This window comes from Roseomonas sp. BN140053 (genome assembly GCF_047690175.1).
Lineage (GTDB): Bacteria > Pseudomonadota > Alphaproteobacteria > Acetobacterales > Acetobacteraceae > Roseomonas.
The window spans coordinates 135,361-148,118 of the sequence record NZ_JBLLEB010000006.1; the positions used below are offsets into that span (position 1 = coordinate 135,361).

11 protein-coding genes and 2 riboswitches are annotated in these 12,758 nt (G+C 74.2%); of the genes, 9 read left to right on the forward strand and 2 right to left on the reverse strand.

Annotated elements, in window-relative coordinates:
• Window positions 1-171 precede the first annotated feature (171 nt).
• The 9 genes from ACLIBK_RS08640 to ACLIBK_RS08680 all read left to right on the forward strand — a co-directional run bounded on the left by ACLIBK_RS08640 (window position 172) and on the right by ACLIBK_RS08680 (window position 10,701).
• Window positions 172-1,227 carry a hypothetical protein gene (locus tag ACLIBK_RS08640; RefSeq protein WP_415386839.1) on the forward strand — a complete coding sequence of 352 codons (1,056 nt, stop codon included), beginning with the start codon at window positions 172-174 and terminating at the stop codon, window positions 1,225-1,227.
• Entirely contained in the window at window positions 1,224-2,264 is a 1,041-nt protein-coding gene (uvsE, locus tag ACLIBK_RS08645; RefSeq protein WP_415386840.1) for a UV DNA damage repair endonuclease UvsE, read from the forward strand. Before ACLIBK_RS08640 ends, uvsE begins: the two co-directional genes overlap by 4 nt.
• A 403-nt stretch (window positions 2,265-2,667) precedes the next feature.
• Window positions 2,668-2,760: riboswitch (glycine riboswitch) on the forward strand.
• 4 nt (window positions 2,761-2,764) lie between these two features.
• A riboswitch (glycine riboswitch) is annotated at window positions 2,765-2,861 on the forward strand.
• Between the two features lie 139 nt (window positions 2,862-3,000).
• Window positions 3,001-4,071: a glycine cleavage system aminomethyltransferase GcvT gene (gene gcvT, locus ACLIBK_RS08650; RefSeq protein ID WP_415386900.1), complete on the forward strand. Its 1,071-nt coding sequence runs from the start codon at window positions 3,001-3,003 to the stop codon at window positions 4,069-4,071.
• Window positions 4,068-4,442, forward strand: coding sequence for a glycine cleavage system protein GcvH (gcvH, locus tag ACLIBK_RS08655; RefSeq protein WP_415386841.1), 375 nt, complete (start codon window positions 4,068-4,070; stop codon window positions 4,440-4,442). Before gcvT ends, gcvH begins: the two co-directional genes overlap by 4 nt.
• Window positions 4,439-7,369 carry an aminomethyl-transferring glycine dehydrogenase gene (gene gcvP / locus ACLIBK_RS08660; protein ID WP_415386842.1) on the forward strand — a complete coding sequence of 977 codons (2,931 nt, stop codon included), beginning with the start codon at window positions 4,439-4,441 and terminating at the stop codon, window positions 7,367-7,369. Before gcvH ends, gcvP begins: the two co-directional genes overlap by 4 nt.
• 69 nt (window positions 7,370-7,438) lie before the next feature.
• Window positions 7,439-7,891 (forward strand): GNAT family N-acetyltransferase, encoded by a 453-nt coding sequence (locus ACLIBK_RS08665; protein ID WP_415386843.1) that lies wholly within the window; start codon window positions 7,439-7,441, stop codon window positions 7,889-7,891.
• Window positions 7,864-8,823 carry an alpha/beta hydrolase family protein gene (locus ACLIBK_RS08670; protein WP_415386844.1) on the forward strand — a complete coding sequence of 320 codons (960 nt, stop codon included), beginning with the start codon at window positions 7,864-7,866 and terminating at the stop codon, window positions 8,821-8,823. The genes ACLIBK_RS08665 and ACLIBK_RS08670 overlap by 28 nt, the downstream gene beginning before the upstream one ends.
• Before the next feature lie 5 nt (window positions 8,824-8,828).
• A complete protein-coding gene (locus tag ACLIBK_RS08675) occupies window positions 8,829-9,533 on the forward strand; it encodes a ribonuclease HII (RefSeq protein ID WP_415386845.1) in 705 nt (234 codons plus the stop codon).
• An 82-nt stretch (window positions 9,534-9,615) separates the two neighbouring features.
• A complete protein-coding gene (locus ACLIBK_RS08680) occupies window positions 9,616-10,701 on the forward strand; it encodes a site-specific DNA-methyltransferase (RefSeq protein ID WP_415386846.1) in 1,086 nt (361 codons plus the stop codon).
• Window positions 10,702-10,848: 147 nt separating this feature from the next.
• Here ACLIBK_RS08680 and ACLIBK_RS08685 read toward each other — a convergent pair whose 3' ends face one another.
• Complete coding sequence (locus tag ACLIBK_RS08685) at window positions 10,849-11,376, reverse strand: biotin transporter BioY (RefSeq protein ID WP_415386847.1); 528 nt, start codon at window positions 11,374-11,376, stop codon at window positions 10,849-10,851.
• Window positions 11,373-12,494: an A/G-specific adenine glycosylase gene (locus ACLIBK_RS08690; RefSeq protein WP_415386848.1), complete on the reverse strand. Its 1,122-nt coding sequence runs from the start codon at window positions 12,492-12,494 to the stop codon at window positions 11,373-11,375. Before ACLIBK_RS08690 ends, ACLIBK_RS08685 begins: the two co-directional genes overlap by 4 nt.
• Window positions 12,495-12,758 lie beyond the last annotated feature (264 nt).

Here is a 12,758-nt window from a genome sequence, read left to right on the forward strand (position 1 = left end):
GGCGCCGTCCCCGCAACCGCGCGTGATGGCCCCGGCCGGGCGCAACCCGGCCGCGCGCCGCCCGCTTTGTCCGACGGCGGCGCTCGGGATCGGACCCCCTTCGCCGGCGCAACGGGAAAGGGTGGCCGGTTTGCCGAGAATGCCGGGCGACGACGCGATGCGGGGCTGCCCGTGATCCCGGAACACTGGGTGGCGGAGCGGCAGGGCGCGTTCCGGCAGGCGTTCGGCGGCTTCGGCCCCGACCCCCTCCGGGTGCTGGGCCACCACGACGCGGACGGGCTCTCGGCCACCGCGCTGTTCGTGCGGGCGCTCGGGCGCGCCGGGCGGCCGGCGCAGCCGCGCATCCTCGGCCGGGGCGAGAACCCCTGGTCGGCCGAGATGGCGGCGGAACTGCGCGGCCAGCCGACGGGCGGGCTGGTCGTGGCCGATCTCGGAATCCGGGCCGGCGCGGTGCGGCCGGACACGCCGACGGTGCTGGTGGACCACCACGTTCCCGCGGGCGTGCCGGAGGCGGCCACGGTGATCTCCGGCCACGGGCTGGATCCGACGCCGACCTCCAGCCTGCTGGCCTACTGGTGCGCCGGGGCGGTGGCGCCGGCCGACGACCTGCTGTGGCTCGCCGCCCTCGGCATCATCGGCGACCTAGAGGAGAAGTCGGGCTTCGCCGAGATGGCGGAAGCCCGTTCCCGCTACGGCGTGACGGTGCTGCGCGACGCGGTGTCGCTGCTCAACGCGCCGCGGCGCGCGGCTTCCGGCGATGCCACCCCGGCGCTGGCGCTGCTGCTCAAGGCGGAGGGGCCGCGCGAGATCCTGTCCGGGGAACATCCGGAAACCGCCCTGCTGCTCGCCGCCAAGGAGGAGGTGAAGCAGGCGATGGAGGAAGCCCGCCGCCTGCCGCCGCGCATCGCCGGGGAAGTGGCGATCATCCGCATACACTCGCCCTGCCAGATACACCCCTTGATCGCCCAGGCCTGGAAGGGCCGGCTGAAGGACAAGATCGTGATCGCCGCCAACACCGGCTACCGCCCGGGCTGGGTGCATTTCGCCGCGCGCTCCGGCACGGGCGTGGACCTGATCGAGTTCCTGCGCGAGCGCGCGCCCGCGGGCGCCGACGAGAACTACGGCAACGGCCACGCCCAGGCCACCGGCGGCGCCCTGCGCGCGGAGGGCTGGAACAGCTTCGTGTCCGGGCTGGGCTACGGCGCCGAGATGCAGGTGGCGGCATGACCCCGCTGCGCCTGGGCGTGCCAGTGAAGCTGATGGGCGCGCCGGACATCAAGAGCAACGACACCCGACGCTGGCAGGCCAACCCGCACCTCAAGGTGTCGCTGGAATACGTCGACCAGGCGCTGGACTACCTCGATCGCCACGACATCCGCATGTACCGCATGTCCTCCGACCTCGCGCCCTACGCGACGCATCCGGACATGCCGCAGTTCCACGGCATGGTGGCCGAGAGCGACGCGGAGTTGCGCGCGATCGGCGACAAGGCGAAGCGGCTGGGCATCCGGCTCAGCTTCCATCCCTCGCAGTTCGTGGTGCTGAACAGCCCCGACCCGGAGCTGGTGCGCAAGAGCATCTGGGACCTGTCCTCGCAGGCCGAGATGCTGGACCGCATGGGGCTGGGGCCGGAAGCGGTGCTGGTGATCCACGTCGGCGGCACCTACGGCGACCGACCCAGCAGCAACGCCCGCTGGGTGGAAACCTGGAACAACCTGCTGCCCGAGCACGTGAAGCGCCGCCTCGTGCTGGAACACGATGACCTGCGCTTCTCCGTGTCCGACATCCTGTGGATCCACGAACGCACCGGCGTGCGGCTGATCTTCGACCACCAGCATTTCTGGTGCCTGAACCCGGAGAAGCTGGGGCTGCGCGACGCGCTGGAGCGCGTGCTGCGCAGCTGGCCCGAGGGGGTGCGGCCCAAGGTGCATTTCTCCTCACCGCGCACGGAAATGCGCGAGGTGAAGCGCAAGGACCGGGCGACGGGCAAGACCAAGCTGGTGCCGGTGGCGCCGGTCTGGACCGGCCACGCGGATTTCTGCCAGCCCTTCGAGTTCATCACCTTCATGCGCCTCGCCGAAGGGCTGGAATTCGACGTAATGCTGGAAAGCAAGGTGAAGGACCTCGCGCTGATCCGGCTGCGGCCGGACCTGCTGCGCTACGCCCCCGACGTCGCGCTACGCTTCGGGCTCGAGCCCTCGGAGCAGCCGGCCCTGGAAGCGGAGGAGGATGCGGTGCTGGAGGAGGAAGAGGTGGCCGCCTGAGTGGCCCCGGCGGAGGGCGATCCGGCTGCCCTTCGCCTTACCTCCTTACCATCTTACTTCCTTACCGGACGCTGTTCCGGGGAACTGCCGTCGCGGGAATAATCGTACAACATCAACACGTTGATGGTCAAGCCTGACGGCTCGCGTGGCAGGAATCGCGTCTTCTGACAGATCCCGCACGTCATGCCGGATCCGCCCCATCGTGCCATGGCCGGCCCCGCCCTCGGCCCGCGTCGGCGGGGAGGACCGGGCGCGCGCGGCAGCCGGTTCCGCGGCGGTGGCGCCGGCGGGCGGCCCGGGCACCCCGCCGGCGCGCTGCCCGCGCGCCGCCCTGGGGCGGCCTGCCCGGTTCAGGCCCGTTGCGCGGCGGGGAAGCCCGGTGCCATAACTGCCGCACCCCGTACGCTTCCGCGCGGGAGAGCGGGGCCCACCAGCCCCCGCCGAAGGCGCAACCGGCCCCCGGAAACGCTCAGGCACCCAGGACCGCGCGGAGAAGGGGGCTCTGGAAAGCCCGGCACGTCCCAACGGGGCGCGTCGGCACCGACGGAGAAAGGCTGCCCGACCGGGTGGCCGAATCTCTCAGGTCCATGGACAGAGGGGGGCCACGTTCCGGTCGCCGCGATTCCCGCGGTGCGAAGGAGGATGCGTGGCCGAACCGACCGCCCCCGGGACAACCGCCGCCGGACCCCTGCCGGAAACCCCGCTCGGCCCCTGGCACCGTGCCCAGGACGCCCGCATGGTGCCCTTCGCCGGCTACTCCATGCCCGTGCAGTACCCGTCCGGCATCCTGGCGGAACACACCGCCTGCCGCGCCGCGGCGGCGATCTTCGACGTGTCGCATATGGGCCAGGCCGAGCTGCGCGGCGCGGACGCGGCGCGTGCCCTGGAACAGCTGACCCCTGCCGACGTGCAGGGGCTTAAGCCCGGGCGGCAGCGTTACGGGCTGCTGCTGACAGAATCCGGCGGCATCCTGGACGACTTCATGGTGGCCAATCTCGGCGACCGGCTGCTGCTGGTGTTCAACGCCTCGCGCAAGGCGGTGGACGAGGCCGCGGTCGGCGCGGTGCTGCCGCCCTCCGTCCGGCTGGACCCGCTGCGCGACCGCGCCCTGCTGGCGGTGCAGGGGCCGGGGGCCGAGGCCGCCCTGGCGCCGCTGTTGCCCGCCCTGGCCGCGCTGCCCTTCATGGGCGTGCTGGAAGGCGAACTGGTCGGCTTCCCGGCGGTGATCAGCCGCTCCGGCTACACCGGCGAGGACGGGTTCGAGATCAGCCTGCCCGCCGAAGGGGCGGAGCGCCTGGCGCGCGCCCTGGTGGACGGCGCCGGCGTGACCCCCGCCGGGCTGGGCGCGCGCGACAGCCTGCGGCTGGAAGCCGGGCTCTGCCTCTACGGCCAGGACCTGGACGAGACCACCAGCCCGGTGGAAGCGGCGCTGAACTGGACGCTGGGCAAGCGCCGCCGGATGGCCTGGGATTTCCGCGGCGCCGATCGCGTGCGCGCGGAGCTGGACAACGGCCCGTCGCGCCTGCGCGTGGGCTTCGCGGTGGAAGGGCGGCAGCCCGTGCGCGCCGGGGCGCCGGTGGCGCTGGGCGCGCATACAGTGGGGGCGGTGACCTCCGGCGGTTACGCTCCGTCGCTGGGCGCGCCGGTGGCCATGGGCTACGTGTCCCGCCCGCAGGCCGCCGACGGCACCGCACTGGACCTGCTGCTGCGCGGCCGCGCCGTTCCCGCGCGGGTCGCCCCGACCCCCTTCGTGCCGCACCGCTACAAGCGCGCCGCCGCCAACCCTGCCGCAGGAGTTTCCGCATGACCGAGACCCGCTTCGCCCCCAGCCACGAATGGGTCCGCCTGGAGGGCGACGTCGCCGTGGTGGGCATCAGCGACCATGCGCAGACCGCCCTGGGCGACGTGGTGTTCGTGGAACTGCCCGAGGCCGGGCGCGAGGTCGCGGCGGGCGAGGCCGTGGCGGTGGTGGAGAGCGTCAAGGCCGCGTCCGACATCTACGCCCCGATCGCCGGCCGCATCGTGGAAAGCAACGCCGCGCTGGTCGACGACCCCAGCCTGGTGAACTCGGCGCCGATGGCGGAGGGCTGGTTCTTCCGCATCGCCCCCAGCGACCCGGCCGCGATCGACGCGCTGCTGGACGAGGCCGCCTACGAGGCCAAGGTCGCGGCGGAATGACCGTGCTGGGCATCCTCGCCGAGTTGGAAGACGCCGGCAGCTTCAGCCGCCGCCATATCGGCCCCTCCGAGGCGGAGGTCGCCACCATGCTGCGGGCGATCGGCGCCGACAGCCTGGACGCCATGGCCGCCCGCACCGTGCCCGCCGCCATCAGCACCGCCGCGGGGGGCACCGACACGCTGGCCGCCCTGCCGCCGCCGGTGGACGAGGCCACGGCGATGGCGGAGCTGGCCGGGCTGGCGGCGCGCAACGCCGCGGTGAAGTCGCTGATCGGCATGGGCTACCACGGCACCCACGTGCCGCCCGTCATCCTGCGCAACGTGCTGGAGAACCCGGGCTGGTACACGGCCTACACGCCCTATCAGGCGGAGATCGCCCAGGGGCGGCTGGAAGCGCTGCTGAACTTCCAGACGGTGGTGTGCGACCTGACCGGGCTGCCGGTCGCCAACGCGTCCCTGCTCGATGAGGGCACGGCGGCGGCGGAAGCCGTGGCGCTGGCGCATGCCGCCACCAAGGGGCGCAGCCGCGTGGTGGTGGCCGCGGCCGACCTGCATCCGCAGACCCTGGCCGTGCTGCGCACCCGCGCCGAGCCGCTGGGCTGGGAAATCCACGCCGTCGCGCCGAACGACCTGGCCGAGGCGGTGGCGGAGCGGTCGCCTTTCGCGGTGGTGCTGTCCTATCCCGGCAGCACCGGCGAGGTGCGCGGCACGCTGCGCGAGGACATCCTGGCCGCGCAGGCGGTGGGCGCGCTGTCGATCGTGGCGGCCGACCCGCTGGCGCTGGTGCTGCTGACGCCGCCGGGCGAGATGGGCGCCGACATCGTGGTGGGCTCGACGCAGCGCTTCGGCGTGCCGATGGGCTGGGGCGGGCCGCACGCCGCGTTCATCGCCGTGCGCGACGCGCACAAGCGGCTGATCCCCGGCCGCCTCGTGGGCGTGTCGGTGGACGCCGCCGGGCGGCCGGCGATGCGGCTGGCGCTGCAAACCCGCGAGCAGCACATCCGCCGCGAGAAGGCGACCTCCAACATCTGCACCGCGCAGGTGCTGCTGGCGGTGATGGCCGGCATGTACGCGGTGTGGCACGGCGCCGAAGGGTTGCAGCGCATCGCGCAGCGCGTGCACCTGCAGGCGCGGCTGCTGGCCGACTGCGCGCGGCAGGCGGGCTTCCGGCTGCGCTTCTCCTGCTACTTCGACACGCTGGCGATCGAGGCGGGGCCCGCGGCGGACAAGCTGATGGCCGCCGCCCTGTCGCGCGGCTTCAACCTGCGCCGCGTGGATGCGGGCTGCGTCGGCATCGCGCTGGACGAGACGGTGACGCGGCAGGACCTGGTGGCGCTGAGCGCCGCGCTGTGCGAGGCCGCCGGCACGCAGCCGGTGGGGCTGGGGCTGCTGGAGGACCCGCGGCCGCTGGTGGCGCCGATGCAGCGGGGCAGCGCCATCCTGGGGGCGGCGGTGTTCAACAGCCATCGCTCCGAGCACGCGATGCTGCGCTACCTCAAGTCGCTGGAAGACCGCGACGTGGCGCTGAACCGCAGCATGATCCCGCTGGGGTCCTGCACTATGAAGCTGAACGCCACCGCCGAGATGGCGGCGGTGACGCTGCCGGGGTTCAGCAACGCGCACCCCTTCGCGCCGATCGACCAGGTGCCCGGTTACCTCGCGCTGGTGCGGCGGCTGGAAAGCTGGCTCTGCGCGGTGACGGGCTTCGCGGCGGTGTCGCTGCAGCCCAATGCGGGCAGCCAGGGCGAGTATGCCGGGCTGCTGGCGATCCGCGCCTATCACCGGGCGCGCGGCGAGGCGGGGCGCGACGTTTGCCTGATCCCGTCCTCGGCGCACGGCACCAACCCGGCTTCCGCCGTGATGGCGGGGATGCGCGTGGTGGTGGTGCGCTGCGACGCCGACGGCAACGTCGACCTCGACGACCTGCGCGCCAAGGCGGAAGCGCACGCGGCGTCGCTGGCGGCGCTGATGGTGACCTATCCCTCGACGCACGGCGTGTTCGAGGAAGGCATCCGCGAGATCTGCGACACCGTCCATCGGCACGGCGGGCAGGTCTACATGGACGGCGCCAACATGAACGCGCAGGTCGGGCTGACCAGCCCGGCCAGCATCGGCGCCGACGTGTGCCACCTGAACCTGCACAAGACCTTCTGCATCCCGCATGGCGGCGGCGGCCCCGGCGTGGGGCCGATCGGCGTGGCCGCGCACCTGGCGCCGCACCTGCCCAACCACCCGCTGCTGGCCGAGGCCGGGCCGGACACGGGCTTCGGCCCGGTGTCGGCGGCGCCCTTCGGCTCGGCCTCCATCCTGCCGATCCCCTACGCCTATATCCGGATGATGGGTCCGGCCGGGTTGCGGCGCGCCACGCAGGTGGCGGTGCTGGCGGCGAACTACGTGGCCCGCCGGCTGGAAGGGCACTACCCCGTGCTGTACCGCGGCCGGCAGGGCATGGTGGCGCACGAGTGCATCCTGGACTGCCGCGGCTTCCAGGCTTCCGCCGGGATCGCGGTGGAGGACATCGCCAAGCGGCTGCAGGATTACGGCTTCCACGCGCCCACCATGTCCTGGCCGGTGGCGGGGACGCTGATGGTGGAGCCCACCGAGAGCGAGCCGCTGCCCGAGCTGGACCGCTTCGTGGAGGCGATGATCGCCATCCGCGAGGAGATCCGCGCGGTGGAGGACGGCCGCGCCGACCGCGCCGACAACCCGCTGAAGCACGCGCCGCACACGGCGGAGGAAGTCACCGGCGACGAATGGGCGCACGCCTATTCCCGCCGGCAGGCGGCTTTTCCGCTGCCCTGGGTCGCGGCGAACAAGTACTGGCCGCCGGTGAAGCGGGTGGACAACGTGTACGGCGACCGCAACCTGGCCTGCACCTGCGCGCCGCTGGAAGACTACGCGCGCGAAACGCGGATGGCGGCGGAGTAGAACGGTTCGCGTCGCCCAGCCCCGGCCGGGCGGCGCCCGATTCCCAACCGTGGCGAGGAGCAGCCTGCCATGTCCGATGCCCTGCGTGTCGTCCCGCTCGCGCCGCGGCATCGCGCCGACTGGGAGGAACTCTACGCCGGCTACGCCGCCTTCTACCGCGTGGCGCAGACGCCGGAGATGCGCGAGCGCGTCTGGAACTGGATCCACGACCCCGCGCACGAGGTGGAGGCGCTGGTGGCCGAGGACGCGGCGGGCCGCGCCGTGGGGCTGGCGCATTTCCGGCCCTATGCCCGGCCGCTCTCGGCCAGCACGGGCGGCTTCCTGGACGACCTGTTCGTGGCCCCCCATATGCGTGGCGGACGGCTCGCCGACGCCCTGATCGCGGCGGTGGCCGACGAGGGCCGCCGACGCGGCTGGACCGTTCTCCGTTGGATCACGGCGGACAACAATTACAGGGGCCGCGCGGTGTACGACCGCGTGGCGACGCTCACGCCATGGCGGACCTACGACATTCCCCTCTGACCACGCCGGCAGCCTCCGGCACGATCACGCGCCGCGCCGCGCTGGCGGCACCGGTCGCCCTGGTCGCCACGGCCGCCGCCGCCGCGCCGGGGCCCGAGCAGCGGGTGGTGTGGCGCGACGCCGCCCGCAACCGCGACATCCCCGTGCTGATCCGCGAACCGGCCGGGAGCGAACCCGCGCCGGCGGTGCTGATCAGCCACGGGCTCGGCGGCTCGCGCGACGGGCTCGGCTATCTCGGCCGCGCGCTGGCGGAGGCGGGCTTCCTGGCCATCCACCTGCAGCACGTGGGCAGCGACGACAGCCTGTGGCGCGGCGGCGGCGACCGCCTGGCCCTGGCAGCGGCGGCGCTGGACGTGCAGGGGGCGGTGAACCGGCTGGGCGACGTGCTCTTCGCGCTGGACCACCTGCCGGAGCGCGCCGACCCGCGCAGCCTCGCCATCGCCGGCCATTCCTACGGCGCCTGGGTGGTGCAGGCGATGCTGGGCGAGCGGCTGCCCGGCGGCGGCCGTGGGCTGCGCCTGCCCGATCCGCGCCTCAAGGCCGGCGTGGCGCTCTCGCCAATCCCGGCGCAGGGGCTGCCGCCGCGGCTGGCCTATGCCGGCTTCGTGGCGCCGATGCTGTTTGTCACCGGCACGGCCGACGACGGCTTTATCGAGGGCGTGCGCGCCGTGCAGCGGCGCGAGCCCTTCGAGGGTGGGCAGAACCCGGCCGCGCTGGCGGTGCTGGCCGGCGCCGTCCACGCCTCCTTCGCCGACGAGCAGGGGGCCGGCGCCCGCTGGGCCGACCCGACCTTTCACGCCCGCACCGCCGGCCTCGCCGTGGCTTTCCTGCGCGGCGTGCTGAACGGCGACGTGGAGGGCACGCGCTTCCTGCGCGACGGCGCCCCGGGGCTGCTGGCCCCGGCCGACGAACTCCGCACCCGCAGCCTTTAGCCCCGGTGCCCGATTTCGCGCTGGAAGCCGCGGCCGGCGGCCGGGTGGCGGGGGTGGACGAGGCCGGGCGCGGGCCGCTCGCCGGGCCGGTGCTGGCCGGGGCGGTGGTGTTCGCCGGCCCGCCCGAACCGGCCCTGGCCGCGCTGCTGGACGACAGCAAGCGGCTGAAGCCGGCGCAGCGCGAGGCCGCCTTCGCCGCCCTGCGGGCCGCGGCGCGAAGCGGCACGGCACGGGTCGGCTGGGGCGCCGCCACGGCGGCCGAGATCGGTGCGCTGAACATCCTGCGCGCCACCCACCTCGCCATGCTGCGGGCGGTGCGCCGGCTGGGGGTGCCGCCCGACCTCGCCCTGGTGGACGGCAACCAGCAGCCCCGGGCGCCGCACGCGCTGCCCTGCGCCGTGCGCTGCGTGGTGGGCGGCGACAGGGTGTCGCTGTCGATCGCCGCCGCGTCGATCGTGGCCAAGGTGCTGCGCGACCGGGCGATGGTGCGCTGGGACGCGCGCTTCCCAGGCTACGGCTTCGCCATGCATGCCGGTTATCCCACCCCTGCGCACCGGGAAGCCCTGGGCCGCCTCGGCCCGACGCCGCAGCACCGGCGCGGCTTCGCCCCGGTGGAGCAGGCGGTCCTGCGGGCGCAGCAGGGCAGCCGGGCCGCGCCGCCGGGGAACCCGCCGGCCGCGCCCGGGCCTGCCCGCGATGGTAGTGCCTGACCGGGCCGGGGAACCTTCCTTGACGCGGCGACTCGCCCCCAGCACTTTGCCGACTCGGGGGCTGGGTGAGGGGTTTCGCGGCGTGGGGACGGGGCTGGATCTGCCGCTCGACCAGGTGATGGTCGGCGACTGCCTGGAAATGCTGCGCCGGCTGCCGCCGGCCTCGGTGCACGCGATCTTCGCCGATCCGCCCTACAACCTGCAGCTCAAGGGCGAGCTGCGGCGGCCCAACGACAGCGTGGTGGACGGGGTGGACGATGCCTGGGACCGCTTCGACGGTTTCCCTGCCTACGACGCCTTCACCCGTGCCTGGCTGACCGAGTGCCGCCGCGTGCTGCGCAAGGACGGCACGATCTGGGTGATGGGCGCCTACCACAACGTGTTCCGGCTCGGCACGGCGTTGCAGGACCTGGGCTACTGGATCCTGAACGACGTGGTGTGGCGCAAGTCCAACCCGATGCCGAACTTCCGCGGCCGCCGCTTCACCAACGCGCACGAGACGCTGATCTGGGCCTCGCGCGGGCCGGAAAGCCGCTACCGCTTCAACTATGCCGCCATGAAGGCGCTGAACGACGACCTGCAGATGCGCTCGGACTGGCTGATCCCGCTCTGCACCGGCGGCGAGCGGCTGCGCGACGAGGCCGGCAAGAAGCTGCACCCGACGCAGAAGCCCGAGGCGCTGCTGCACCGGGTGATCCTGGCCTGCACCGCGCCGGGCGAGGTGGTGCTCGACCCCTTCCTGGGCTCCGGCACCACCGCCGCCGTGGCCAAGCGCCTGGGCCGCCGCTTCCTGGGCATCGAGCGCGACGAGACCTATGCCGCCGCCGCCCTGGCGCGGCTGGAGGGCATCGAGCCGCTGCCCGAGAGCGCGGCGCTGAGCCTGCCGGCCAAGCGCGACCAGCCGCGGATCGCCTTCGGCACGCTGGTGGAGCGCGGGATCGTGCCCGCCGGCTCCCGCCTGACGGACCGCCACCGCCGCTGGAAGGCGGAGGTCGGGGCGGACGGCACGCTGCGCTGCGGCCGCGCCACCGGCTCCATCCACAAGGTCGGGTCGGAGGTGCAGGAAGCGCCGTCCTGCAACGGCTGGCTGTTCTGGCACGTGGAGCGGCGCGACGGCTCGCTGCGCCTGCTGGACGAGTACCGCGCCGAGATCGCGGCGAAGGGTTGAAGTGAAGCCGGGGGGAAGTATCCCCCCGGACCCCCTTCTATTTTCGGGAGTCTAGGGGTGCCCTGAGAGGCACCCGCAAACTCCCGAAAGAAGGAGGGGGATCGGGGGAGTTCACTCCCCCGACCTTTCCCCGCGAACGAGCTCTGTTCAGCGCCGCCGCAGGCTGACCGCCGCCAGGGCCAGGCCCGTCTTCACCGCGGTGCCCGGCAGGAACACCAGGAAGCCGGCCACAAGCGCCTTTTCCGCACCCACGAAGCCGGACAGCCACAGCACGCCCGGCACGAACAGCGCTAGGTGCGCGGCCAGCAGGATGCCGCCGTCGCGCAGCCAGCCGCCGCGCCCGGCCTGGCCGGCGATCAGGGCGGCGGGCAGGAAGCCCAGCAGGAAGCCCGCGGTGGGGCCGGCAAAGGCGGTCAGCCCGGTGGCGCCACCCGCGAAGACCGGCAGGCCCAGCGCGCCCTCGGCGAGGTAGAGGACCACGCTGGCCAGCCCCAGCCGGGTGCCGCCGAGTGCGGCCAGCAGCAGCACGGCCAGGGATTGCAGCGTGGCCGGCACCGGCCAGAGCGGCAGGGCGATGCGCGCCGAGGCCGCCAGCACGGCCGAACCCAGCAGGGCGAGGAACAGGAAGCGCGCCGCCTCGCGGAGGCGGCCCTGGCGAAGGGTGAGAGCGGTCATCGGGATCTCCGGGTGGAACGGGCCGGAGGTGACACGCCCCCGGCGGTCGCGTCCAGATCGAGCAGCCGGCGCATCAGCGTGGGCAGGGCGGCGCGGGCCTCGGCTTCCGGCATCCAGAAGTAACCTTCGGGCGCCGGACCGTCGCCGCGTGCGGCCAGCAGCTGCATTTCCAGCTCCATGTGGGTGAAGCCGTGCCGCGCCGTGCCGGGCCGAGGGGTCCAGCTCGCCGGTACCGGCGCGTGTTGCAGCGCCTCCGCCTCCGTCCAGGGCTCGCCCTCGCGCCAGGGGGTGCCGGGGATCTCCGCCATGCCGCCCAGCAGCCCCGTGGGCGGGCGGTGCCGCAGCAGCAGCCGGCCCTCGCCGTCCCGCAGCAGGAAATGCGTGCCGTGCCGCAGCCCCCGCGCCGGCTTGGGCGACTTGGCCGGTAGGCTGTCCTGCAAGCTGGCGGCGCGGGCGGCGCAGGGTTCGCGCCAAGGGCACAGCGCGCAGGCCGGGCGGCGCGGCGTGCAGAGCGTGGCGCCGAGGTCGAACAGCGCCTGGGCGAAGTCGCTGGGCCGTTCCCGCATTGCCGGCTGCGCCGTGAAGCCGCGCGCCAGCGCCGCGAGTCGCGGCCGGGCGCCGGGCAGGGGATCGCGCACCGCGAAGACCCGCGCCGTGACCCGCTCCACATTGCCATCCACCGGCACGGTGGGCCGGTTGAAGGCGATGGCGGCGACCGCGGCGGCGGTGTAGGCGCCGATGCCCGGCAGGGCGCGCAGCCCATCCTCGGTGTCGGGAAAGCCGCCGCGTTCGGCCACGGCGCGGGCGGCGGCGTGCAGGTTGCGGGCGCGCGCGTAGTAGCCCAGCCCGGCCCATTCCGCCGCCACATCCTCCCAGGGGGCGGCCGCCAGCGCCGCCACGGTGGGAAAGCGCCCGAGGAAGCGGTGGTAGCGCGGCCCCACCGCGGCCACGGTGGTCTGCTGCAGCATCACCTCCGACAGCCAGATGCGGTATGGATCGGGGGCGGCGCCGGCATCGGCGGGCAGGCGCCAGGGCAGCACCCGGCGATGCCGGTCGTACCAGGCGAGCAGGTCGGCGGCCGGGGGATGGCTGGCCGGGAAAGGATCGGGGGACGGCATATGGCGGCAAAGGACGGCGCGGCGCGCCCGCGATCAAGCCCGCGCGCAACTGCCGGCGGCGCGTCGGCCGGTGGAGGAACACCCGGCGGCCCGGCCTTTCGCGCCGGGGGAGGGCCAAAGGCCGCGGCGGAACCCGGTGCGGGGGCCAAGCGCGATCCCGCCACGACCCCGGCCCGAACCACGCCACCCGGGGCAGCGGCCCGGCCCCCGGCGGCGTCGGCCAGCCCCGCGCTGCGCCTGCCCGACGGGCCGCGGCGGCCGGAG

Bases quoted from the DNA above. Each gene is read 5' to 3' on its own strand.
- uvsE (WP_415386840.1), top strand. From the start codon at position 1,224: ATGACCCCGCTGCGCCTGGGCGTGCCAGTGAAGCTGATGGGCGCGCCG.
- gcvT (WP_415386900.1), top strand. From the start codon at position 3,001: ATGGTGCCCTTCGCCGGCTACTCCATGCCCGTGCAGTACCCGTCCGGC.
- ACLIBK_RS08685 (WP_415386847.1), bottom strand. From the start codon at position 11,376: ATGACCGCTCTCACCCTTCGCCAGGGCCGCCTCCGCGAGGCGGCGCGC.
- ACLIBK_RS08690 (WP_415386848.1), bottom strand. From the start codon at position 12,494: ATGCCGTCCCCCGATCCTTTCCCGGCCAGCCATCCCCCGGCCGCCGAC.
- gcvP (WP_415386842.1), top strand. From the start codon at position 4,439: ATGACCGTGCTGGGCATCCTCGCCGAGTTGGAAGACGCCGGCAGCTTC.
- ACLIBK_RS08665 (WP_415386843.1), top strand. From the start codon at position 7,439: ATGTCCGATGCCCTGCGTGTCGTCCCGCTCGCGCCGCGGCATCGCGCC.
- gcvH (WP_415386841.1), top strand. From the start codon at position 4,068: ATGACCGAGACCCGCTTCGCCCCCAGCCACGAATGGGTCCGCCTGGAG.
- ACLIBK_RS08670 (WP_415386844.1), top strand. From the start codon at position 7,864: ATGGCGGACCTACGACATTCCCCTCTGACCACGCCGGCAGCCTCCGGC.